Origin of the sequence: Flavobacterium lotistagni, assembly GCF_011392125.1 — a bacterium.
Lineage (GTDB): Bacteria > Bacteroidota > Bacteroidia > Flavobacteriales > Flavobacteriaceae > Flavobacterium > Flavobacterium lotistagni.
In genome coordinates this window covers 64,580-89,651 of the sequence record NZ_JAAJBU010000001.1, presented here as the reverse complement: position 1 = coordinate 89,651, position 25,072 = coordinate 64,580, and the positions used below count along the sequence as shown (strand labels likewise).

Genomic DNA, 25,072 nt, shown 5'->3' with positions numbered 1-25,072 from the left:
GAGTTGCTATGATAAAAATTGCGATTGCCGACGACAATTCGTTCCTGATTAAAACCATTCAGGAAAAGCTTTCATTTTTTGACGATTTTACGATTAAATTTACCGCAGTCAATGGTGCTGAAATGGTTGAAAAACTCGAAAAAAACCACGCCATTGATTTGATTCTGATGGATATTGAAATGCCGGTAATGAACGGAATCGACGCCACTTATGCCATCAAACAGAAATTTCCGCAGATTAAAATCATCATGCTGACGGTTTTCGATAACGACGAAAATATCTTCAAATCCATCAAAGCCGGAGCTGACGGTTATTTGCTCAAGGAAGTGAACCCGAATGATTTGCAGCAAGGCATTATCGATACGCTCAACGGAGGCGCAACCATGACTCCTTCTATTGCGTTGAAAACCCTGAAATTGTTCCGCAATCCGATTGATTTTGAGTCGGCTGCACCACAAGAAGATATTCAACTCACCGCGCGCGAAATCGAAGTTTTGGAGCAACTCAGCAAAGGGTTGAAATACCATCTAATTGCCGAGAATTTGTTTCTTTCGGTAGGCACCATTCGCAAGCATATCGAGAATATTTACGCCAAACTTCAGGTGCACAATAAGCTCGAAGCCATTCAGAAAGCCAAGAACAACAATTTGATTTAAGGTTCTTTTTGTTATTTTTATCAAAAAATCATCATGCTCAAGAGAATCGCTATTGCCGTTGCGGCCGGAATTATTTTGTTTCTGTTGTTCCGATATTGTCAGTTCCGCAAAGACGATGACCTGGCCACGATCGAATACAACTCGAACTTGATACAGCAGCAAATTCTCAACGTTGGGAAACTCGTGGTTACTGAGGGCCATTTTGCCGAAGTGCTCACTTATAAAGACCAAGACCAATATTTCGGTGGCGTACTTTCCTTTGAAAAAAAGGCACTAATAATCGTAAATGCTGAGGTTACTGTGGGTTATGATTTGCACCAAATGCAATACGATATCGATGAGAAAAACAAAATCATCACAATCAAGAGCATTCCGAAAGAAGAAATCAAAATCAGCCCTGACATTCGTTTCTACGATGTCAACCAAAGCAAATTCAACGCTTTTACGGGCGACGACTACAACAAAATCAACCAATCGGTTCGAAAAAATTTAGCGAAGAAGCTTGAAAAATCGTCGTTAAAGTCAAATGCTAAAAACCGGTTGGTTTCGGAACTTTCCAAAATGCTCATCCTGACCCATTCGTTAGGTTGGACCTTGCGTTATGACGGAAAAGTCATTGACTCAGAAACCGATCTTTCAGAGGAAATCAAAGGGTAGCACTTTCGTTGTCGTTTTTTAAAATACGAAAATCTGCGTATTTCTTAGCGTAGGTGGCGCTTCTACATTTGCGCTATAACTTTTAAAAAACAACAAAATGAAAACGGGAAAATTATTTTCAAACCTCGCTTATGGGTTTTTCTTTTTATTTGCTTTTGCGTTGAGCAGCCGGGCAAATAATGTCCAAATTACCGGGACTTCGGTTAGCGGTTCTAATATTACTTTTAACATCAGTTGGGAAAACAGTTGGTATGCCAGTGCCGCTCCGGCCAATTGGGACGCGGTTTGGGTTTTTGTGAAATACCAAGATTGCAACACCAAATTGTGGAACCACGTTAACTTAAATACTTCCGGTCACAGCGCCGGTTCGCCTTTGCAAGTAGATACCGTGACCGACAACAAAGGCGTTTTTATCCATCGCAGTGCTGTCGGTGGCGGAAATATCGCTTCCACAGCGGTAACGTTGAGCATGAATTTACCAGCCGGAACCTATAATTTCAAGGTTTATGGTGTCGAGATGGTCAACATTCCGCAAGGTGATTTCCAGATTGGCGATGCAGCTGGTTCCTACACTTACAACAGCATTACCATCAACAATACGGCACAAACCAGCGGATTGACTGCAGGTGCCATCAGCGCTTCTTATTCTTCGGCTGTTCCGGCTACTTTCCCGATGGGATATAATTCGTTCTATTGCATGAAGTATGAAGTTTCTGTAGAGCAATATGCTGATTTTTTGAATTCGCTTACTTTCGACCAGCAGAAGAACCGCGTGGTGACCGATCCTATCAGTGCCACTGGAAGTTACGCCATGTATAGCGGCACAGCATTGCAATACCGTTGCGGATTGTCAATCGTTACTCCGGGAAGCAACGGAGCAATTCCGGCGGTTTTTGGTTCCGATGCTACTCCGGGAACGCCCAACAGCGTGAATGATGGGCAAGACATCGCGATGAATATATTGAGCTGGTTCGACCTAGCTGCTTATTTGGATTGGGCTGCACTGCGTCCGATGACCGAATTGGAGTTTGAAAAAGTTTGTCGTGGCCCACAACCTAGAGTTTCTGGAGAATACGCTTGGGGAAGTACGCAAGCTACCGCCGTGTATAGCAATGCTCTGAACAATTCATTTCAATCGAATGAAGTGCCCAGTATTGCAGTAAACAACGGAATGTGTGCGTACAATCTTAATAGTGCCAGCAGCATTTACGGGCCAATGAGAGTAGGAGCGATGGCCAGCGGAACTTCTGGAAGATTGTCTTCGGGAGCAGCTTATTATGGCGTCATGGATATGTCAGGAAACGTATGGGAAACTGTAATCGGAACTTATCATGCCGCTGGTATGACTTACACAGGAACTTTGGGCGATGGTACTTTGGATGCCATCGGTTTTGCGAACCAAGCCACTTGGCCGACAACTAATTCTGCTAGCAATGGAGTAGGCTACAGAGGAGGAGCGTATTACAACATTTCACCTTATATATGCACTTCAGATCGTTATAGCATTATCAATTCATCTGTAAATAGAAGCTACGGCATCGGAGGCAGAGGCGTGAGATAGCATTTGTTAGATTTTCATTACCCTGCGTGCAATGCGCTAAAGTTTACTATTAATTAAAATCTAATCAGATGAAATCAACCAAATATATCTATCAACTCTTGATGGTATTGCTGCTGGCTCATTTTCCGCTGTATGCTCAGTATACTGGCGGATCTGCCGGAACTTCGCTCGGAGAACTCACCAATTCTATTTGTGGCAATCCGGCACACTTTTATGCCTATTTTGGCGGAAGCGGCGATGGCAGCAGTATTCATACCCTGACAGGAACCAGTTGCGGCACACCGCCCGGAGGTTTCGCTTATCTGGGTGGCAACGGGCACGGAGGTGCTTCTCAAACTATTTCGACTACTTCCTGCGGCTTGCCTCCAGGAGCATTTGCTTATACCGGAGGTAATGGTGACGGGCAAGGCGTTCATACTTTATTGAGTCAGGTTTGTCCGATTCCACCTCAATTTTATGCTTATTTCGGAGCTGAAGGCAGCGGTGCGGCTGTGGACAAAAATCGCAATTGTGCCATTGTTTTACCGGTAGCCGATTTTTCTGCGAGTCCGACTACTGCTTGTGTGAATACCGACGTTACTTTTACCAATTTATCGACTGATGCAGTGGCTTGGGAATGGACTTTCACCGGCGGCACTGTTGTCGCTCCGTCAACCATTTACAGCCAGAATCCTGTGGTGCGCTATGCCACAGCCGGTACTTACGCCGTCACACTCAAAGCGCTGAACGAGGACGGAAATGACATCGAAACCAAAACTGCGTATATCACCATCGGAGCAACTGCCACAATTACTGCAACGACTCCAGGTTCACGATGTGGAGCAGGTTCAGTAACCATTGGCGCGACCAGTGGCGGAATCGTGCGTTGGTATGCGGCAGCTACCGGAGGCACTTTGCTCGGAACCGGAGCTACTTTCACCACGCCAAGTATCAGCATCAATACGACTTATTACGCTGAAGCTTACAATGGTTGCGTGGCTTCTTCAAGAACTGCCGTTTTAGCGACAATCAATACAGTTCCGACGATTACCGGAACACCGGCCAGTCGTTGTGGTGCGGGTGTTTTGACCTTAAGTGCAAACCCAAGTGCCGGCACAGTGAGTTGGTATGATGCAGCTAACGGAGGGAACTTAATTAGCACCGGAAGTACTTTCACCACGCCAAATATCAGTGTGTCTACGACCTATTATGCGGAAACCACTACAGCACAAAACTGTATTTCGACCAGAATTCCGGTGGTGGCGACTATCAATACTGTTCCAACTATTATTGCAACAACTCCTGCGAGCCGTTGTGGTTCAGGTGTAGCAACCTTAGGCGCTTCGACCAGCGCGGGAACCATCAGTTGGTTTGCTGTCGCGACCGGTGGTATTGCTCTAGCTACGGGAACCAATTTTTCTCCAAATGTCATCGGAACAACTACTTATTATATTGAAACTTCGGCCAATGGTTGTACTTCGGCGAGAACACCAGTGACCTTAACGGTAAATAGTATTCCAACGATTGTTACTACTTCGCCGGGAAGCCGCTGTGACTCGGGTGTTGTCACTCTAGGCGCGACGGCATCGGCCGGAACTTTGAGCTGGTATAACGCGCCAACCGGAGGCATATTGATCGGAACGGGAACCAGTTTCACTACACCGTCTATTTCCACTTCGACCAATTATTATGTGGAAACCAATGACGGCACTTGTACCTCACCGAGAACCTCAGTTTTGGCGACAATCAATATCACGCCAAGCATTACCTCGACCACGCCTTCGCAAGTTTGTGGTTCAGGCATAGTGACTTTGTCGGCTTTCGCAAATGCAGGTTCATTGAACTGGTACAGTGCAGCTAGTGGAGGAAGTGTCCTGGGAACGGGTAACACCTTTACTACTCCGTCAATTACCGAAACTACTACTTTCTATGTAGAAGCGGTCAACACAAGTTGTACTTCAGCCAGAATTCCTATAATCGCTACGGTCAATACTGCTCCGACAATTACTTCGACCACGCCTGCTAGTCGTTGTGGTGCAGGTTCGGCTACACTGCAAGCCGCTAGTTCCGGCAGTTTGGCTTGGTATGCTTCTGCAACAGGTGGAAGTGCTTTAGGAATCGGTACAAATTTTACCCCGAGCGTTGTGGTCACGACCACTTATTATGTAGATGCTACGGCCAACGGTTGTACTTCGGTCAGAATTCCGGTAACCATTACCATAAATGAAGTGCCGACGATTACTACCACCTCACCGGGTAGCCGTTGTGATGCCGGAGAAGTGACTTTAGCTGCTACCGCATCGGCTGGAACTTTGAGTTGGTATAATGTGCCGACTGCAGGTACATTGCTCGGAACCGGGAACAGTTTCACCACGCCGTCCCTTTCAGGCTCGACCAATTATTATGTAGAAACCAATGACGGTACTTGTACTTCGTCCAGAACGGCAGTTTTAGCGACCATCAATGTTACACCAAGCATCACTTCAACTTCTCCATCGCAAGTTTGTGGTTCGGGCACCGTAACTTTGTCGGCCTTTGCCAATGCAGGTCAGTTGAATTGGTATAATGCTGCTAGTGGCGGAAGCGTTTTAGGAACAGGTAATACTTTCATCACACCGTCGATTACCGAAACTACTACTTTCTATGTGGAAGCGGTCAATAACAGTTGTACTTCTGTTCGTGTGCCGGTTTTGGCTACAGTAAATATGATTCCAACAATTACTTCCACTACCGACACGACAATATGCGCTAATGAAACTGGAACTTTATCGGCTACGGCCAGCGCAGGAACCATTTACTGGTATAGTTTGTCCAGCGGCGGAATAGCGTTCGCTACCGGAAACAGTATTCCCGTGAGTGGCGCATCGGCTACATTCTATGTCGAGGCAGTCAGCAATGGTTGTACTTCGGCAAGAGTTCCGGTGAGTTACACCAGTCTTGCTTTGCCTATGATTACTTCGGTTAACGGAGCTACCCGATGTGATGCAGGAAGTCTAACCCTAAGTGCGGTATCCAATGAAGGAACCATCAGTTGGTTCGATGTGCCTTCTGGCGGAACGGCTCTGGGAACTGGAAGTACTTTCGCTACACCGGATATTGCAGCAACCACAACTTATTACGTCGAAGCAACTAACGGAACCTGTACTTCTACAAGAACGGCTGTTACGGCGAGTATTATTCCAACATCTGCTCCTACAGGTTTTGCGAACCAAACTTTCTGCGAAGGCGAATCGGTAGGCTTACTGCATGTGGAAGGTGTGGAAATCCAGTGGTACGATGCACCGACATCCGGGAATTTATTAGCAGACAACACACTATTAGTTGCCGGAACAACATATTACGCTTCGCAAACGCAAACCGGTTGTGAAAGCCCGACCCGACTCGCGATTACCGTTAGCCTTGGCAATTGTCTCGGTACGGAAGGCTTTGAAATGAATGCCTTGCAATTGTATCCGAACCCAACTTTTGATGTGGTGAATATCCTATCGAACCAACCGATTTCAAAAGTGGCGCTGTACAATATGCTCGGACAGCACATTCAGTCTACGACCGTCAATGCCACGGAAGCGAAATTAGATTTGTCGGCTTATGCTGCGGGTGCTTATTTCGTGAAAGTAACTGTTGACCACCAAATCAAAACTTATAAAGTCATCAAGAAATAGGGTTTTTATAGTTAGTTTTTTGGAAAGAAGCCACGTTGAAAGACGTGGTTTTTTTATGCGAATAAATTCTATATTTGAAACCCATGAAGCCACTCGACCGCAAAACCGAAATCATCACTGTCGCTGCCCGCCTGTTCAAAGAAAAAGGTTACAGTGCCGTGACCATGCGCGATATTGCCCAAGCGATGAATATCAAAGCGGCGAGCCTCTACAACCACATCAAATCCAAGCAAGAAATTTTGGTTTTGATCATCATCGAGATTGCCGAAGAATTCACCAGTACTATTTTGCAAATTGTCAGTTCCGAGGAAAACACCATCGAAAAACTCAAGAAAGTCATTCAACTTCACATCGACATTACCGTGAGAAATCCCGACGCGCTGGCTTGCTTGAACAACGACTGGATGCATCTCGAAGCAGATAAACTCGCTTATTTTGTCCAGATGCGCGAAGAATATGAAGAACATTTCCGCACAATCATCAAAGCAGGAATTGCCAGCAAAGAATTAAAAAATCTTAATGTTGAGGTGATAATTTTCTCGACACTTTCCACGCTCAGAACGCTGTATTTATGGTACGGAAAGAAAAAAAGCCCGAGCGAAACGGTACTGAAATCAGCCATGACCGAAGCTTTACTCAACGGAATTATCTAAACTTTCAGTAAGATTTTTAGGAGCCGGGAACCTGCTGTACGCTGCAATCTTTTACTTCGAACCCCGAAGCAAAAGGATTTTCGCTGCCATCAGGGCTAGGGCTAAAGTGCTTAAATCACAATTAGTTATAAAATTTCAAACGTTGTCGTAACTTTTGAGAAATATTCTTTAAATTTGCAATGTAAACTAACAATTGTTAGTTTTTAAATTTCAAGTTGCATGGCTAAATTTCACCCTCTTAAAATTGCCGATATTTACAAAACCACCAAAGATTGTTCGGTGGTGACTTTTGAGGTTCCTGCTGAACTTCAAAATGATTTTCAATTCAAACAAGGACAACATTTAACCTTGCGTTCAACCATTAATGGCGAAGATGTTCGTCGTTCGTACTCGCTGTGCACCAGTCCGGCCGAAAACAAATGGCAAGTCGCGATCAAAAAAATCAACGAAGGTTTGTTCTCGGGCTTTGTCAACGATACGCTCAAAAAAGGCGATACACTCGATGTAATGCCGCCACACGGCGCTTTCCACACGGAAGTCAATCCAATGGTAGCCAAGAACTACATCGCTTTTGCTGCCGGTAGCGGAATCACGCCCATTCTCTCTATTATTAAAACGCATTTGGCTGCGGAACCGAAGAGTACTTTTAAGCTTTTTTACCTGAACCGTACAGTCAAATCCATTATCTTTAAAGAAGAAATCGAACAACTCAAAAACCGCTACTTTGGCCGTTTTGAGATTTTTTATTTCTTGACTAAAGAACACCGCAGCATCGAACTCTACAACGGACGTTTTACCGCTGAAAAGATTCAAGTGCTCACCGATAAAATCATCGACATTCCCCATACCGACGATTGCTTCATCTGCGGACCCGAAGACATGATTCATTTGTTGCGTGATGAACTAACTAAAGCCGGATTGCCCAAAGAGAAAATTCATTACGAGCTTTTCAATACGGGCTTATCGGATGAAGACAAACAGCGCATCAGTAAAATCGTAGAGAAAAAAGTCGAAGGTACCGAAGTGACTATCATTGACGGCGGAAAAGAATTCCACTTTGTCATGGGCGAAGATTTTGACAACATTCTCGACGGAGCACTCGCTGCCGGTGCCGATTTGCCTTTTGCTTGTAAAGGCGGTGTTTGCAGTACTTGTCGTTGCAAAGTAGTCGACGGAAGCGTGGAGATGAAACTCAACTATTCGCTCGAAGAAGAAGAAATTGCTAAAAATTACATATTGAGCTGCCAAGCCGTGCCGACTTCTAAAAAAGTGGTCGTTGATTTTGGCGTCTAATTTAACTATTCAAACTAAAAACTGAAGATTATGTCTGAAAAAGAAATCAAAAGTTTAGAAGAAATATTCGAGAAGCGCATTGCCAACGACGAGAAAATCGAGCCCAAAGATTGGATGCCCGAGAAGTACCGCCAAACGCACATCCGCCAGATTTCGCAACACGCGCATTCTGAAATCGTCGGCATGTTGCCCGAAGCCAACTGGATTACACGCGCGCCATCGTTGCGTCGTAAAGTCGCTTTGTTGGCCAAAATTCAAGACGAAGGCGGACACGGTTTGTACTTGTACAGCGCGGCCGAAACCTTGGGAATTTCCCGCGATGAAATGTACGAGCAATTGCACAGCGGAGCCGCTAAATATTCCAGCATTTTCAATTATCCAGCCATTACTTGGGCCGATATGGGCGCAGTGGGTTGGTTGGTTGATGGAGCAGCTATCATCAATCAAGTGGCTTTGATGGGTACTTCCTATGGACCTTATTCGCGTGCGATGATTCGCATTTGTAAAGAAGAAAGTTTTCACCAACGTCAAGGTTATGAAATTTTGCTCACACTCTGTAACGGAACGCCCGAGCAAAAAGCCATGGCGCAAGACGCGCTCAACCGCTGGTGGTGGCCGTCACTGATGATGTTCGGTCCGAAAGACGCCGAATCACCTAACACTGAGCAATCGGTCAAATGGAAGCTCAAACGAAAAACCAACGACGAGTTGCGCCAGCAGTTCATCGACCAAACCGTTCCGCAAGCCAATATTTTGGGATTGACCATTCCGGATCCGGCCTTAAAATGGAACGAAGCTCGCAAACATTATGATTTCGGCGAAATTGACTGGAACGAGTTCTGGCAAGTCGTCAAAGGCCACGGACCTTGCAACAAGCAACGTCTGGATGCTCGCCGCACCGCTTGGGAAAAAGGAACTTGGGTGCGCGATGCTGCGATGGCTTATGCCGAAAAACAAGAAATGAAATTAGAAAAAGCAGTATAAATCGCTTTAGGCTTTAAGCTACAGGCAATATGCTTATGGCTTACGGCTTATAGCTTATAGCAAAACAACATGAAAAACTGGCCACTTTGGGAAGTATTTATCAGAAGTAAAAACGGATTAGAGCACCGTCATTGCGGTTCGCTTCACGCATCAGACGCTACGATGGCGCTCGAGAATGCCCGCGATGTTTACACGCGCCGCATGGAAGGCGTGAGTATTTGGGTGGTGGAATCTAAATATATCACCGCTTCGAATCCGGAGCTCAACGGCGAAATGTTCGAGCCGGCCAAAGACAAAGCCTATCGCCATCCGACGTTTTATGAATTGCCGGACGAATTAAAACACATGTAAGATGAACGAGTCACTCATTCAATATATTTTCGGAATTGCCGACAACGCCCTCATTTTAGGTCAGCGTTTGGGCGAATTGTGCGGTCACGGCCCGACTTTAGAAACCGACATTGCCGGAACCAACATCGCGCTCGATCTGCTCGGACAAACCCGAAGTTATTACCAGTATGTTGCGCAATTGCAAGGCGGAGTAGCCACCGAAGATACTGTTGCTTTCCTTCGTTTGGAACGCGATTACAAAAACGTTTTGCTCGTGGAGCAACCCAATACGGACTTTGCCTATGTGATGGCGCGCCAGTTTTTGTTTGACCAATTCCACTTGTTGTTGCTGGAGAAATTGCAGTTCAGCCAAGACGAAACCCTGGCTGCGATTGCCAAGAAGAGTATCAAAGAAGTCAGTTACCATGTACGTTTTTCGTCGGATTGGGTCAGACGTTTAGGCGATGGAACCGATGAAAGCCATGAGCGCATCCAAGAAGCTATTTGCCATCTTTGGCAATTCACCGAAGAACTTTTTGAGATGACACAAGCTGATTCTGAAATGGTGGTACAAGGAATTGGTGTGGACGTTTCGCAACTTAAAAAGGCTTATCATCAAAATGTGAGCGAAGTACTTTCGGAAGCGACTTTGAAAACACCAGTCTTAGAATTCTTCCAAAAAGGAGGAAAGACCGGTCGGCACAGCGAGCACATGGGTTATATTTTAACCGATTTACAATATATGCAACGCACTTTCCCTAACATGACTTGGTAAGATGACCGCCACCGATATCCAAATAGAACCCGAATTCCTGGAGGTACTGCAAACAGTACACGATCCGGAAATTCCGGTTTTATCGCTTTTGGATATGGGCGTAGTGAGATCCGCCAGACGAAACGGGAATATCGCAGAGATAAAAATCTCGCCCACTTACAGCGGTTGCCCCGCGATGGACGTGATGGCCGACGATATCAGATTGGCATTCAAAGAAAAAGGAATCGAAGCTAAAGTGCAGCTAGTGCTTTCGCCAGCCTGGACCACCGACTGGATTACCTCGCGCGGCAGGGAAGCCCTTGAAAAATATGGCATTGCAGCGCCTTTACAACCCGAAGCAGACAAAGAAGCTTTGCTCGGCAATAAAAAATTAGTCCAATGTCCACAATGTGGTTCGCTGAACACTCAACTCGTGAGCCAGTTCGGTTCTACAGCTTGTAAAGCCTTGTTCCAGTGCCGCGATTGTCAAGAGCCGTTTGACTACTTTAAATGTTTAAAATAAAATTAGCTGCTTCGGCAGTACGTAATAAAAATAGGTATGAGCACGAATTCAATTTTATGCAAGATTGAACACCAGGTCGCGTATATTACACTCAACCGGCCTGAAGTCTTCAACAGTTTCAACCGTGAAATGGCTTTGTCACTGCAGGCCACGCTTGACCAGTGCGCTACTGACGAGGATGTGCGCGCTATTGTCATCACCGGAGCCGGAAAGGCTTTCTGTGCCGGCCAGGATTTAAAGGAAGTAACGACGCCCGAACTCATGCCGGGTTTCCGCAAAATCCTTGAAGAACATTACAACCCGATCATCGAAAGGATCAGAACCATCGAAAAACCAATCGTAGCGGCCGTAAATGGTGTAGCTGCCGGAGCCGGAGCGAACATAGCCTTGGCTTGCGATATTGTCGTGGCTACCGAATCGGCTTCGTTTATCCAGGCGTTCAGTAAAATCGGATTGGTGCCAGATAGCGCCGGGACTTTCTTTTTACCGCGACTCATCGGTTTTCAGAAAGCCTCAGCCTTAATGATGCTTGGCGATAAAGTCGGTGCGAAAGAAGCCTTCGAAATCGGGATGATTTACAAGTTTTATCCAGTAGCTTTCTTTGAGGAAGAAGTCGAAAAATTGGCCGTCACCTTATCTCAAATGCCTACACACGCTCTGGCTTTGACCAAAAAGTTATTGAACAAATCGATGATCAACAACTTGCAGGAGCAATTGGCCATGGAATCAGACCTTCAGATTGATGCGAGTTCATCCTACGATTATCAAGAAGGCGTGAATGCGTTTATGGAAAAAAGAACTCCCGAATTTAAGGGGAATTAATTGATTTTAAGATTGCAAGACTATAAGACTGTAAGATTTAGAATTGAGTTTCCAAATCGGAATGTCCTAAAATCCTAAAATCCTAAAATCCTAAAATCTAAAAATGAAAGTAGCTGTTATCGGTTCGGGAACTATGGGAAGTGGCATTGCGCAAGTGGCCGCGACTGCCGGTTGTGCCGTTAAATTATTTGACTTGAATCAGGAAGCTTTGACCAAAAGCCAAAATGCATTAGAAGTCACGTTGTCTAAATTAGTTGAGAAAGAAAAAATCTCCGCCCAAGACAAAGCCGGTATCCAAAACCGAATGCTTTACGTTTCCTCGCTTGCGGATTTATCTGATGCCGATTTGGTCATCGAAGCCATCGTTGAGAACCTTGAAGTCAAACGCAAATTGTTTTCAGAGCTCGAAAACATCGTTTCTGAACAAACGATTTTAGCTTCGAATACTTCGTCTTTATCGATTGCTTCTATTGCGGCTTCATGCCAAAAATCTGAGCGCGTGGTAGGGATTCACTTTTTCAATCCGGCGCCGCTGATGCAACTCGTTGAGGTTATTCCGGCGGTTCAAACCAGTGAAGCTACTTTACAAAAAGCCATCGAAACTATTACTAGTTGGAAAAAAGTTGTAGCCGTAGCCAAAGATACTCCGGGTTTTATCGTGAACCGTGTCGCGCGCCCATTTTACAGTGAGGCAATACGCATTTACGAAGAAGGTGTGGCCGATTTTGCCACCATCGATGCAGCGTTGAAAACCCATGGAAATTTTAGAATGGGTCCATTCGAACTCATGGATTTTATTGGCCACGATGTCAATTATATCGTTACCGAAACCGTATTTACTTCGTTCTATTACGATCCGAGATACAAGCCGTCGTTCAGTCAAAAGCGATTGCTCGAAGCCGGATTTCTCGGACGCAAATCAGGCCGCGGATTTTACGATTACAGCCAAGAAATGCCACAACCAACCACGAATGATGCTTTAGCGCAAAATATTTTCGAACGCGTTTTGGTGATGCTGATTAACGAAGCTGCCGATGCTTTATTTTTAAATATCGCTTCGGCTAAAGATATCGACAATGCGATGACCAAAGGCGTGAATTACCCCAAAGGATTATTAGCATGGGCAGATGAAAAAGGAATCAACTGGTGCGTGGAGAAACTCGATGCGCTATACAACGAATACCACGAAGACCGTTACCGTTGCAGTCCTATTCTACGAAGAATGAACCGCGAAAACCAAACATTCTACTAATGGAAGGCACCAAAATACCATACAAAATGCTCTCGCTCGACCCGTTCAGCCAATGGCTCGGGATTGAGATATTGGAATGTGAAATCGGCAACTGCAAAATCGGGATGAAAATCCGCTCGGAAATGCTCAACAGCATGGGAAAGGCTCATGGCGGCATCACTTATTCGCTAGCTGATACCGCTTTTGGTTTTTCGGCAAATACCAACGGAAGATACGCAGTTTCAATCGATACGTCGATTAACCACATCGAAGCGCTTGAAGACGGCGATTACATTACAGCCTCAGCCAAATTAGAAAGCCTGAAAAACAAAGTTGGGTTTTATGTCATAGAAGTTAAAAAACAAGACACTCTGGTAGCACTATTCAAGGGCGTCGCCTATCGCACCAGCAAAGAGTGGGAGTGAAATCAATTAATAATGAATAATTAATAATGAATAATTGGAATTCAACATTGTTAATTATTCATTATTAATTATTAATTAAAATACATGGAAGCATACATTATAGACGGAGCACGCACTCCAATCGGAAGTTATCAAGGCACTTTATCAGCCGTTCGCGCGGATGATCTCGGGGCGTTGGTCATCAAAGCTGTTACCGATAAAAACCCGAATATTCCTAAAGAAGCCTACGACGACGTGATTATGGGCTGCGCCAACCAAGCCGGTGATGACAACCGCAACGTAGCGAGAATGTCTTTGCTTTTGGCTGGTTTACCGCAAACCGTTCCGGGCGAAACCGTCAATCGTTTGTGCAGTTCAGGTTTGTCGGCGATTATCAATGCAAGCCGAGCCATCAAAGCCGGTGACGGGCATCTGTTCATCGCAGGCGGAGTCGAAAACATGACCCGCGGGCCACTAGTGGTTTCCAAACCTTCAGCTGCTTACGGAACCGACAGCAAAATGTACGATTCAAGTTTCGGCTGGCGTTTCATCAATACTAAAATGAAAGAAATGTACGGCGTGGACGCAATGGGCGAAACCGCCGAGAACTTAGTCGAAAAATATAATATCTCGCGTGAAGACCAAGATGCTTTCGCCATGAACAGCCAAATGAAAGCTGCTAAAGCACAACAATCTGGACGTTTGGAAAAAGAGATTGTTCCTGTTGAAATCCCGCAGCGCAAAGGCGACCCGATCGTGTTTTCCAAAGACGAATTCGTCAAACCTAACACGACACTCGAAGGCTTGTCAAAACTGCGCGCCGCGTTCAAAAAAGACGGAAGCGTCACTGCCGGAAATGCCTCAGGCCTCAACGATGGAGCCGCCGCCACGATTATTGCCTCGGAAGAAGCCGTTAAAAAATACCATCTGAAACCGCTCGCCAGAATTTTAAGTTCGGCAGTCGTAGGAGTGGAACCAAGAATTATGGGTATCGGCCCGGTCGAAGCCACCAAAAAAGCGCTCCAAAAAGCCGGATTGACGCTCGATCAAATCGATATCATAGAAATCAACGAAGCCTTTGCCGCACAGGTTTTGGCGTGCACCCGAGCTTTAGGTTTGAAAGACGACGACCCACGACTCAATCCCAACGGAGGTTCTATCGCGATCGGCCATCCGCTGGGTGTTACCGGAGCGAGGATTGCGTATTCGGCCGCGCTTGAATTGCAACTCACGGGTAAGCGGTACGCACTGGTGACAATGTGTATCGGTGTCGGGCAAGGCTATGCAGCTATTTTAGAGAACGCTGATTTTTAGGAGCCGGGAACCTGCTGTCCGCTATATCTTTTTCTGGTTTAGCAACCAAAAAAAGGATGCCGCTGCCATCAGGGCTAGGGCAAACAAATCAAAATACAATCGACCCAAGCTTTGCGCCTTAGCGTCTTTGCGAGGAAAAAAATAGAACGCTGCGCTGTAAGAACCAAGACCGCTGCGCTGCAAGACCAAAGAAATACTATATGAACAAAACACAGCATTACGTATTAGGCCAATGGACTTCACCCACCGGAGAAGGAAAACCCTCGTTCGATGCCATCACCGGCGAATTCATCGCAGCAACCTCGGTCGAAGGCTTGGATATCCCAGCAATTTTGCAATACGGCAGAACCAAAGGCGGCGAGAAATTGCGCAAAATGACTTTTCAGGAGCGCGGCAATATGATCAAAAGCTTGGCGCTGTATCTCACTAAACGCAAAGAACAATTTTACGAAATCAGCTACCGCACCGGAGCTACCCGCGTAGATTCCTGGATCGACATCGAAGGCGGTTTCGGGAACCTATTTGCCAATGCTTCTTTGCGCAAGTTATTTCCCAATCAGCCTTACCACGTAGAAGGCGACCCGATCGATCTCTCGAAAGGCGGCCGTTTTATGGCACATCATATTCTCGTCCCGAAAAAAGGTGTCGCCATCCACATTAACGCCTTCAACTTCCCGATTTGGGGCATGTTAGAGAAATGCGCCGTGAACTGGATGGCCGGAATGCCCGCAGTAGTTTTACCTGCGCCGGTTACAGCCTATTTAACAGAAGCTGTCGTGCGTGAAATCATTGCCTCGAACATTTTACCCGAAGGCGCGCTACAACTCATTTCCGGAACTGCCAAAAATATATTCGATACCGTTGAAAGCCAGGATGTAATTACTTTCACTGGTTCAGCAGCTACGGGAAGATTGCTCAAAGCGCACCCGCGAATCATTCAGGAAGCCGTTCCGTTCACCATGGAAGCCGATAGTTTGAACGCATCCATTCTAGGAGCTGACGCCGTTCCAGGAACACCAGAATTCGATTTGTTCATCAACCAAGCCCGTAGCGAAATCACGGTTAAAGCCGGACAGAAATGTACCGCCATCCGCCGCATGATTGTGCCCGAAAATTTAATAGACGACGTACAATCAGCACTTACTAAATCATTAGACAAAGTCACCATCGGCGATCCAAGGCTCAAAGAAGTCCGCATGGGCGCGCTGGTCAGCAAGGACCAAGTCGAGGTTCTCAAAGACAGGGTCAATGAATTAGCCCAACACAGCCAACTCGTTTACGGTGGCGATTGGGACAATCTGAATATACAAGGCGCGGATATGAAAGGCTCGTTCGTGGCTCCGGTTCTGTTGCGCCAAGATCGTCCGTTTGAAAATACAGCGGTTCACGAAATTGAAGCGTTCGGCCCGGTTTCGACAATCATGCCTTATAAAAATTTAGACCAAGCGATCGAGCTCGCGCAAATGGGTAAAGGATCTTTGGTTTCGTCCATCGTCACCAACGACGACCAGATAGCCAAAGAGTATGTTGTGAATGCGGCATCTCACCACGGACGAATTTTAGTACTCAACCGCGAAAATGCCAAACAGAGCACCGGTCACGGTTCGCCACTTCCGCTTTTGGTTCATGGTGGCCCGGGTCGCGCCGGTGGTGGAGAAGAAATGGGCGGAGTGCGTGGCATCAAACACTATATGCAACGTTGCGCGATTCAAGGTTCGCCGACCACACTGACAGAAATCACAGGTATTTACCAGCCGAATTCCAAATACAAAGACATCACCGATCATCCGTTCCAATACCATTGGGAAGACATCGAGCCGGGCATGTCGCTCAAAACGCACAACCGCACGGTTACCGACACCGATATCATCAACTTCGCCAACCTGACTTGGGACCATTTCTACGCGCACACCGATATCACTTCGCTCGACGGAAGCATTTTCAAGAAACGCACAGCTCACGGTTATTTTATTTTGGCCGCTGCTGCTGGTTTGTTTGTCTATCCTAACAAAGGCCCAGTCGCTGCGAATTACGGTCTGGAAGAATGCCGTTTCTTGCGTCCGATTTACCATAACGACACGGTTTATGTGCGCCTGACCTGCAAACAGAAAATCGATCGCGATGTGGCTTCAGCCGAACATCCAAGCGGTATTGTCAAGTGGTTCGTCGAAGTATTCGATACCGAAAACGAACTTGTCGCTGTAGCCACCATTTTAACGATGGTGCAAAAAAAGCAAACGGTTTTCACCGAAATGACCGAGCAGAAAATCACCGAATGCCTCAGCAAACTCACCGAGAACGCACAACCAAAATGGGGCATCCTCACGCCGCAGCACCTGCTCGAACATCTGGAGCAAGGCTACCGCATCATGTCGGGCGAAGTGCAGGATTTCGAGATTGCCACGCCTGAGAAAATCCTAGATAAAGTACACAACTCGTTATACAATTACGACCCGTTTCCGAAAGGCACGGCTTTCCCTACGATGAAAAAAGGCGAACTCGAAGACTTGATCCATCCCGATTTTGCCACGGCCACGGCCAAATTCTGGGAAGCGCGCGAGGCTTATTTGAACGCATTTAAGGAAAATCCGGAGGCTTTGATGAAAAACATGGTGTTCGGCCACCTGAACCGTTACGAAAGCTATTTGCTCGAGAGGAAGCACCTGAACCACCATTTCGAGCAATTCGGTCTTTTAGATCAGTAGCCGGGAACCTGCTATTCGTTGCAATCTTTTGCGTCGAACCCCGACACAAAAGGATTTCCACTACTATCAGGGCTAGAGCATCAGAATAAATTACAAACAGAAAATAAAGGTTGAACCTCACGGAATTATCCAATAACTATCAACCAACAACCAAATGGAAGCATACGTTAAACAAGACATCCAAAACAACATCGCTACAATCGAGTTTTTTCATCCCGATCAGAATTCGCTGCCGGGAACTATTTTAGTGCAACTCGCCCAAACCATCACCGAAGTTGGAAATAACGAAGAAGTAAAAGTCATCATCCTCCAAAGCGGCGGCGACCGAACATTTTGTGCCGGAGCCAGTTTCAAGGAACTCATCGCGATCAACGACGCAGCGACCGGAAAAGTATTTTTCTCAGGGTTTGCCAACGTCATCAACGCCATGAGGAAATGCCCGAAATTCATCATCGGAAGAATCCAAGGTAAAACCGTCGGCGGCGGCGTAGGCATAGCAGCTTCAACGGATTATTGCTTTGCCACCAAATTCGCCGCAATCAAACTTAGCGAGCTCAACGTCGGCATCGGGCCGTTTGTAGTTTCGCCGGCGATTGAAAGAAAAATGGGCGTTTCGGCTATGTCGCAAATTGCAATCGACGCCAACACTTTTTACGAAGCCGAGTGGGCCAGAAGTAAAGGTTTGTTTGCTCAGGTTTACGAATCGATTGAAGCCATGGATACAGCGGTAGAAGCGTTCGCAAAGCACTTATGCACCTATAATCCGGAAGCCATGTTAGAGATGAAAAAAATCTTCTGGCGCGGCACCGACGATTGGGACAATTTATTGGCAGAACGAGCAGCCATCAGCGGCCGTTTGGTATTGAGTGATTTTACGAAAAAGACGTTAGAGAAGTTTAAATAACCGTTGGCTGTTGTCAGTTCTCAGTTGAGAGCAAAAAACCAACAACCAACAACTATCAACCAACAACCATGATATACGAATTCAAGGGTTTCATTCCCGTCATCCACGAAAGCAGTTTCATCCACCCGCAAGCTGCTGTAACCGGCAATGTGATTATCGGCAAAGATGTTTATGTTGGTCCGGGAGCTGCCATTCGCGGTGATTGGGGCGGCATTATCATCGAAGACGGTTGCAACGTTCAGGAAAATTGCACGATCCACATGTTTCCGGGCAAGAACATCACGCTCAAAGCCGGCGCTCATATCGGTCACGGAGCAATAATCCACGGTGCGAACATCGGCCGCAATTGCCTGGTCGGGATGAATGCCGTAATTATGGATGATGCCGAAATCGGGGACGAATGTATCATCGGGGCCCTGGCGTTCATCAAAGCGGAAACAATCATTCCGGCCAGAAGAATGGTCGTCGGAAATCCCGGAGTCATTATCAAAACGGTGTCGGATGAAATGATCGCGTGGAAAACCAAAGGCACTGAATTGTACCAACAGTTACCTAAAGAATTATACGAAACACTAAAAGCAGTAGAGCCGCTCAGGGAAATCCCGAAAGACCGGCCCTCGCAAGAAGCGTTTTATAAGACATTAGAAGAATTTAAAAAGCAATAGGCTACAGGCAATAGGCTTTAAGCTGTGCGAGATTGTGAAATTGAAGTCGGGTTCAACCTGAAATTATAAATGCTGTAAGTGAACGCCTTCGAGGCTTATAGCTTACAGCTTATGGCTTACAGCTATGATAACAGAATTTAAAATGCCCAAGATGGGCGAAAGCATCACCGAAGCCACGATTATAAATTGGCTCAAAAACGTTGGCGATACTGTCGATGCAGAGGAAACAATTTTAGAAGTCGCGACCGATAAAGTCGATAGTGAAGTACCGTCGCCAGTTTCGGGCGTGATTACTGAAATCCGTTTTGGGAAGAATGACGTGGTGAAAGTGGGAGAAGTATTGGCGCTGATTAAATTCGACGGAGCCACAACAGTTGTCGATAAGTCAAAAAATCAACCAGCAACTGAAATTTCACAACCGACAACCAACGACCGACGACCGACGACCGACGACCGACGACCAAAAAGCAATCCGGACGCATTCCTTTCGCCGCTAATCATCAGCATCGCGCAAAAAGAAAACCTTTCGATTGAAGAAGTGCAAAGCATTCCCGGTTCGGGAACTGACGGCCGCATCCAGAAAAGTGACGTATTCAATTATCTGAAAAACCGCAAGTATTCTATACAAAGCCAACCGACGACTGCCGACCGACAACTGCCAACAGCCTACGAACAATTAGGTTATTCGGCTCCGAAAGTAGTGAAACGCGAAAACGACCGCACCATAGAAATGGACCGCATGCGCCAAATGATTGCCGGGCACATGGTGTATTCGAAACAGACTTCGCCGCACGTGACCTCGTATATCGAAGTGGATGTGACTAATTTGGTTGAATGGCGGAATAAAAACAAAGACGCCTTCCAAAATAAACACAACGAAAAACTGACTTTTACCCCAATTTTTGTCGATGCGGTGGCGAAAGGAATTCAGGATTTTCCGCTGATCAACGTTTCGGTCGACGGCAGGAATATCATTGCGCACCAAGACATCAATATCGGGATGGCGACCGCTTTACCGAGCGGCAACCTGATTGTCCCGGTGGTGAAAAATGCTAATGAAAAGAACTTGGCCGAACTGGCCAAAACCGTCAACCATTTGGCCGATAGTTCGAGAAACAATAAACTTAAACCCGAAGAAATTCAAGGCAGCACATTCACGATTTCAAACGTCGGGACTTTTGGAAGCCTGATGGGCACGCCAATTATCAACCAACCGGAAGTCGCTATTTTGGCTTTCGGTATAATCAAAAAACGCCCGGAAGTAATCACGACCGACAAAGGCGACGAGATTGCGATCCGCTCGATGATGTATTTGTCATTATCGTTCGACCACCGCGTCGTAGATGGCTTTCTCGGCGGCTCGTTCCTGCGAAAAGTGGGCGATTATTTAGAACAATTTGACTACAACACAACAATATAAATACAAGATTATGATGCAGATTAAAGAAACAATCAAACCTAGCGGCCGCGAGCAAAACATCGACCTCAATACAAGCGTCATGGGAACGGTCTTTACCGACCATATGTTCATTTGCGATTATGAAAACGGCCAGTGGAACAACCCGCGCATCGAGCCATTGGAACTCATTGCCACACATCCGGCAGCGATGGCTTTGCATTACGGACAAGCGATTTTCGAAGGTTTGAAAGCGACTTTAGGCAAAGACGATACGCCACTTTTATTTCGTCCGGACCAGAATGCCAAGCGTTTGAATTTTAGCGCCGACCGTATGGGAATGCCTGCGTTTCCGGAAGCGATGTTCCTCGAAGCGTTGAAGCGTTTTGTGGCGATTGAAAAAAACTGGATTCCAACGGCAGAAGGCACCGCGCTTTATTTGCGTCCGTTCATGTATGCCGACGAAGCGTTTATCGGAATGCGCGCCGCGACCAAGTATAAATTTATCATTTTTGCTTCACCGAGCGGGCCGTTTTTCAGCAAGCCGATTAAATTGTGGGCGGAAACTCAGTATATCCGCGCTGCTAACGGAGGAACGGGAGAAGCGAAAGCCGCCGGGAATTACGCCGCAGCGATACGACCTACCGAAATGGCCAAAGCCAAAGGTTACGACCAAGTATTGTGGCTCGACGCGCGTGATTTTGAGTATGTACAGGAAGTAGGGACGATGAACATTTTCTTCAAGATTGCCGGGAAATTCATTACGCCGAATCTGAACGGTTCTGTTTTGAATGGTGTGACGAGATTAAGTGTGATTGATTTATTGCGCGACAAGGGTTTTGAAGTGACCGAAAGGCCGATTTCGATGAAAGAGATTGTCGAGGCTTTTGAAAATGGTACTTTAGAAGAAGCTTTCGGAGCCGGAACTGCAGTGTCGATTGCACCGGTAGAAGAAATCGGATACAAGGACATGAAAATTAAGTTTCCAGCAGAAGCACCGGTGGGCAAAGACATCAAAGCCACGATGGACGCGATTAAAACGCAGAAAATCGAAGACAAATTCGGTTGGATTGTGGAAGTGGACTCGGCGGTGAAAGCGTAATTGAAAAACCGAAGTGCAGCCATGATAGCAGCGGCATCCTTTTGAGGAATGTAATGGAGCAAAAGATATAGCGGATAGCATGAATTGTCTGCCATGAAAAAAATATTTAAAGACAGATTTATGCGAAAAATAATCTGTGAAAATCAGTGGAATCTGTGTTAAACAAAAAATATGGAAGTAGCCGAAAAGACCTTGAACAAAACCATTTTAGAGAAAGCGTTTGCCACGATGGCCACGGCCAAAGCGATGACCGAGCTGTATGAGGAAAATTTTAAAGTGGTTTCCAAATATGTGCATGCGACCTCGCGCGGACATGAAGCGATCCAGATTGCGCTGGCGATGCAACTTTTGCCGCAGGATTATGCGTTTCCTTATTACCGCGACGATTCGATGTTGCTTGGTATTGGGATGCAGCCTTACGATTTGATGTTGCAACTAATGGCCAAACGCGACGATCCGTTTTCAGGCGGGCGCACTTACTATTGCCACCCGAGTTTGCGCGATGCCGATAAACCTAAAATCCCGCATCAATCTTCGGCGACTGGGATGCAAGCGATTCCGGCGACCGGTGCTGCGATGGGATTTTGGTACAAGGAAAATGTAGGCATTGAAGATAAAAATCAAGACAAGCCGATTGTTGTTTGCTCTTTGGGCGATGCGTCGGTCACCGAAGGCGAAGTAGCTGAGGCGTTCCAGATGGCGGCTTTGAAGCAACTCCCGATTTTATATTTGGTACAAGATAATGGCTGGGATATTTCGGCCAACGCTAAAGAAACCCGCGCGCAGAATGCTTTTGAATATGCGAAAGGTTTTCACGGCATCGAAGCGATTTCGATCGATGGTGCGAATTTCACCGAATGTTATCTGGCGATTCAAAAAGTGTTAGAGACGATGCGTGCCGAGCGTCGGCCGTTTCTGGTGCATGCGAAAGTGCCGCTTTTGAACCACCATACTTCGGGTGTCCGGATGGAATGGTACCGCGATGATCTTGATGAAGCTAAAAGCCGCGATCCTTATCCGGTGTTGCAGCAACAACTTTTAGATGCCGGATTTACTTCGGAAGAAATAGAAAAACTGAAAAAGGCTGCGATCGACAAAGTCAAAGCCGATTATGATAAAGCCTTACTGGCCGAAGATCCGAAACCCGAAGATTTGTTCACGCACGATTTCGCCCCGACTCCGATTACTGAAGAAACCGGCGAAAGAAACCCCGAGCGCGAAGACAAAGTCGTGATGGTCGATTGTGCTTTGTTCGCGGTCGAGGAACTCATGAGAAAACACAAAGAATGTTTGCTTTACGGGCAAGATGTCGGCGGAAGGCTAGGTGGTGTGTTCCGTGAAGCCGCTACTTTGGCGCAGAAATTCGGAGACGAAAGAGTTTTCAATACGCCGATTCAGGAAGCGTTTATCGTAGGCTCGACCGTCGGAATGTCTGCTGTTGGTTTGAAACCGATTGTTGAGGTACAGTTCGCCGATTACATCTGGCCGGGCTTGAACCAGTTGTTCACCGAAGTCGCGCGTTCGTCATACTTGACCAACGGAAAATGGCCGGTGAGCATGATCCTGCGCGTACCGATTGGTGCTTATGGCAGTGGCGGGCCTTACCATTCCTCTTCGGTGGAAAGCGTGCTGACCAACATCCGCGGAATTAAAATCGCTTATCCGAGCAATGGTGCTGATCTCAAAGGTTTGATGAAAGCCGCTTATTACGATCCGAACCCGGTGGTGATTTTAGAACACAAAGGCTTGTATTGGAGCAAAGTCAAAGGCACCGAAGCCGCGCGCGTGAACGAACCGTCTGAAGATTACGTGTTGCCTTTCGGGCAAGCCAACATCGTTCAGGAAATCTGGCCGCAAGATGAAGCCGAAACCCTTTCTGTGATTACTTACGGCATGGGCGTGCATTGGTCGCTCAACGCTTCGGCCGATATCAAAGAAAACGTAGAAATCGTCGATTTAAGGACACTTTATCCGCTCGATGAGGGAACGATTATGAAATCGGTAAAAAAGGCTAAAAAGTGCTTAATCGTAACCGAAGAACCGGTCAATAACACTTTCGCCAGAAGCCTCGCCGGATTGGTGCAGGAAAAGTGCTTTAAATACCTCGATGCGCCGGTGATGGTCATCGGTTCGGAAAGTTTACCAGCGATTCCGCTCAACAGCACGCTGGAGCAAACTATGGTGCCGAGCGCCGAAAAAGTCCGCGCCAAAATAGACGAATTGCTCCACTACTAAATCCATGAACACCGCCGCGGAACATTACAAAAAACTAGAGCGCATGTACCTTTCAGCGCCGATCAATCACGAGCACTATCCGGGCATTCATATTTCGGTTACACACGAAAAGGCCGAAATCGCTGTTCAGGTCGAGGAGAAATTTTTCCATGCGGCAGGTGCGATTCACGGTTCGGTGTATTTCAAATTGCTCGACGATGCCGCTTTTTTTGCGGTGAATTCGATTGTCCGGGATGCCTTCGTATACACGGTTTCGTTCCATATCCAACTCTTGCGGCCGGTCAGTTCCGGAACAATCAAAGCGGTGGGCGAGGTCAAATTCAAATCTAAAGAACTGTTTATCGCCGATGCTACGCTGTGGGACGAAAAAGGCCGTGTGGTGGGCCGAGGTTCCGGCAACTTCATGAAAAGCAAAATGGAGCTCAACGAAAAGCTGGGTTATCAGTAAAAACGGTTTCGGTTTCAGAAGCTGATCCGGCTGTCCACTGCAAGTTTTTACAAAACCGTCTGGTGTTGCTAAGTTCCGGCAAGCGCTTCCGCTGGTTGCGTTCCCAAAACAAGCACCACTCAGTCGTTTTTATAAAAAGCTTTCCATTGCCATCCGGGCTAGGGTTTGAGTTGCTGGTTGTTGGTTGCTGGATTTTTTAAGGAAAGTTATACTTTTTTAGAAGGGTTCGAATTGATCTGAAGCAATAAACTTGTGTAAACCTATTGACGCAGAAAGCCTCTTTTTTGTCGTTTTTGTACCAACTCTGTCATGAAAGTCGGGTATCTTTGGAAAACTAAACAAAAAAATCAAATACTATGGCACTCATTAATCCACACATCAACTTTAACGGAAATGCTTTAGAAGCTTTTGAATTTTATCGCGCGGCCTTTGGAGGAGAATTTAGAAAAGTCGTTCGTTTAAAAGATTTGGCGAGCGACGAATTTCCTGTCGACCCGAATGACGCGCACAAAATCATGCATATCTCTTTGCCCATCGGCCCGAATATACTGATAGGTAATGATGTTCCTGAATTTCTTGGAAAAGTAAACGAGCGTGAAAACAGAAGCAAAATTTCAGTCAGTGCAGCTAGTAAAGAAGAAGCTGATCAACTATACAATATCCTTTCGGTAGGTGGCGAAATTGAAATGCCAATCGCAGACAGCCCTTGGGGTTCCTACTTCAGTATGTTCCGCGACAAATTCGGCATCGAATGGATCATCGAGTTCGATCCGAACAATGCAGTTGTTTAAGCT

Annotated in this window: 22 protein-coding genes; all 22 read left to right on the top strand. The window is 46.4% G+C overall.

Features of this window, described 5'->3' with window-relative positions:
- Nucleotides 1-8 precede the first annotated feature (8 nt).
- The 22 genes from G4D82_RS00350 to G4D82_RS00245 all read left to right on the top strand — a co-directional run bounded on the left by G4D82_RS00350 (nucleotide 9) and on the right by G4D82_RS00245 (nucleotide 25,069).
- Nucleotides 9-656 (top strand): response regulator, encoded by a 648-nt coding sequence (locus G4D82_RS00350; protein ID WP_166333268.1) that lies wholly within the window; start codon nucleotides 9-11, stop codon nucleotides 654-656.
- A gap of 33 nt (nucleotides 657-689) precedes the next feature.
- The gene (locus tag G4D82_RS00345) at nucleotides 690-1,313 is read left to right on the top strand and encodes a DUF4230 domain-containing protein (RefSeq protein WP_166333266.1); all 624 of its coding nucleotides are present in this window, start codon (nucleotides 690-692) and stop codon (nucleotides 1,311-1,313) included.
- A 97-nt stretch (nucleotides 1,314-1,410) separates the two neighbouring features.
- Complete coding sequence (locus G4D82_RS00340) at nucleotides 1,411-2,874, top strand: formylglycine-generating enzyme family protein (protein ID WP_166333264.1); 1,464 nt, start codon at nucleotides 1,411-1,413, stop codon at nucleotides 2,872-2,874.
- A 68-nt stretch (nucleotides 2,875-2,942) separates the two neighbouring features.
- Nucleotides 2,943-6,515, top strand: a complete 3,573-nt coding sequence (locus G4D82_RS00335; protein WP_166333262.1) for an Ig-like domain-containing protein — start codon at nucleotides 2,943-2,945, stop codon at nucleotides 6,513-6,515.
- A gap of 83 nt (nucleotides 6,516-6,598) precedes the next feature.
- A complete protein-coding gene (locus tag G4D82_RS00330; protein WP_166333259.1) occupies nucleotides 6,599-7,168 on the top strand; it encodes a TetR/AcrR family transcriptional regulator in 570 nt (189 codons plus the stop codon).
- Between the two features lie 219 nt (nucleotides 7,169-7,387).
- The gene (paaE, locus tag G4D82_RS00325) at nucleotides 7,388-8,461 is read left to right on the top strand and encodes a 1,2-phenylacetyl-CoA epoxidase subunit PaaE (protein ID WP_166333257.1); all 1,074 of its coding nucleotides are present in this window, start codon (nucleotides 7,388-7,390) and stop codon (nucleotides 8,459-8,461) included.
- Nucleotides 8,462-8,491: 30 nt separating this feature from the next.
- Entirely contained in the window at nucleotides 8,492-9,445 is a 954-nt protein-coding gene (gene paaA / locus G4D82_RS00320; protein ID WP_166333254.1) for a 1,2-phenylacetyl-CoA epoxidase subunit PaaA, read from the top strand.
- Nucleotides 9,446-9,514: 69 nt separating this feature from the next.
- Nucleotides 9,515-9,796, top strand: coding sequence for a 1,2-phenylacetyl-CoA epoxidase subunit PaaB (gene paaB, locus G4D82_RS00315; protein WP_166333252.1), 282 nt, complete (start codon nucleotides 9,515-9,517; stop codon nucleotides 9,794-9,796).
- 1 nt (nucleotide 9,797) lies between these two features.
- Nucleotides 9,798-10,550, top strand: coding sequence for a 1,2-phenylacetyl-CoA epoxidase subunit PaaC (gene paaC / locus G4D82_RS00310; protein ID WP_166333250.1), 753 nt, complete (start codon nucleotides 9,798-9,800; stop codon nucleotides 10,548-10,550).
- Between the two features lies 1 nt (nucleotide 10,551).
- On the top strand, nucleotides 10,552-11,052 hold the full coding sequence (gene paaD, locus G4D82_RS00305; protein ID WP_166333247.1) for a 1,2-phenylacetyl-CoA epoxidase subunit PaaD: 501 nt from the start codon (nucleotides 10,552-10,554) through the stop codon (nucleotides 11,050-11,052).
- A 36-nt stretch (nucleotides 11,053-11,088) separates the two neighbouring features.
- Complete coding sequence (locus G4D82_RS00300; protein ID WP_166333245.1) at nucleotides 11,089-11,874, top strand: enoyl-CoA hydratase-related protein; 786 nt, start codon at nucleotides 11,089-11,091, stop codon at nucleotides 11,872-11,874.
- A gap of 103 nt (nucleotides 11,875-11,977) precedes the next feature.
- Complete coding sequence (locus G4D82_RS00295) at nucleotides 11,978-13,126, top strand: 3-hydroxyacyl-CoA dehydrogenase NAD-binding domain-containing protein (RefSeq protein ID WP_166333243.1); 1,149 nt, start codon at nucleotides 11,978-11,980, stop codon at nucleotides 13,124-13,126.
- Nucleotides 13,126-13,530, top strand: a complete 405-nt coding sequence (locus G4D82_RS00290; RefSeq protein ID WP_166333240.1) for a PaaI family thioesterase — start codon at nucleotides 13,126-13,128, stop codon at nucleotides 13,528-13,530. Before G4D82_RS00295 ends, G4D82_RS00290 begins: the two co-directional genes overlap by 1 nt.
- An 84-nt stretch (nucleotides 13,531-13,614) precedes the next feature.
- A complete protein-coding gene (gene pcaF, locus G4D82_RS00285) occupies nucleotides 13,615-14,823 on the top strand; it encodes a 3-oxoadipyl-CoA thiolase (protein WP_166333238.1) in 1,209 nt (402 codons plus the stop codon).
- A gap of 200 nt (nucleotides 14,824-15,023) precedes the next feature.
- Nucleotides 15,024-17,528, top strand: a complete 2,505-nt coding sequence (gene paaZ, locus G4D82_RS00280; protein WP_166333235.1) for a phenylacetic acid degradation bifunctional protein PaaZ — start codon at nucleotides 15,024-15,026, stop codon at nucleotides 17,526-17,528.
- A 154-nt stretch (nucleotides 17,529-17,682) separates the two neighbouring features.
- Nucleotides 17,683-18,432, top strand: a complete 750-nt coding sequence (locus G4D82_RS00275) for an enoyl-CoA hydratase/isomerase family protein (protein WP_166333233.1) — start codon at nucleotides 17,683-17,685, stop codon at nucleotides 18,430-18,432.
- A 68-nt stretch (nucleotides 18,433-18,500) separates the two neighbouring features.
- On the top strand, nucleotides 18,501-19,097 hold the full coding sequence (locus tag G4D82_RS00270) for an acyltransferase (RefSeq protein WP_166333231.1): 597 nt from the start codon (nucleotides 18,501-18,503) through the stop codon (nucleotides 19,095-19,097).
- 151 nt (nucleotides 19,098-19,248) lie between these two features.
- Nucleotides 19,249-20,517, top strand: coding sequence for a dihydrolipoamide acetyltransferase family protein (locus G4D82_RS00265; protein WP_235924275.1), 1,269 nt, complete (start codon nucleotides 19,249-19,251; stop codon nucleotides 20,515-20,517).
- Between the two features lie 10 nt (nucleotides 20,518-20,527).
- On the top strand, nucleotides 20,528-21,595 hold the full coding sequence (locus G4D82_RS00260; RefSeq protein WP_166333229.1) for a branched-chain amino acid aminotransferase: 1,068 nt from the start codon (nucleotides 20,528-20,530) through the stop codon (nucleotides 21,593-21,595).
- A gap of 171 nt (nucleotides 21,596-21,766) precedes the next feature.
- Nucleotides 21,767-23,830, top strand: coding sequence for an alpha-ketoacid dehydrogenase subunit alpha/beta (locus G4D82_RS00255; protein ID WP_166333227.1), 2,064 nt, complete (start codon nucleotides 21,767-21,769; stop codon nucleotides 23,828-23,830).
- Nucleotides 23,831-23,834: 4 nt separating this feature from the next.
- Nucleotides 23,835-24,278 (top strand): PaaI family thioesterase, encoded by a 444-nt coding sequence (locus tag G4D82_RS00250; RefSeq protein WP_166333225.1) that lies wholly within the window; start codon nucleotides 23,835-23,837, stop codon nucleotides 24,276-24,278.
- A gap of 356 nt (nucleotides 24,279-24,634) precedes the next feature.
- Nucleotides 24,635-25,069 (top strand): VOC family protein, encoded by a 435-nt coding sequence (locus tag G4D82_RS00245; RefSeq protein WP_166333223.1) that lies wholly within the window; start codon nucleotides 24,635-24,637, stop codon nucleotides 25,067-25,069.
- The last annotated feature ends 3 nt before the right edge of the window (nucleotides 25,070-25,072 follow it).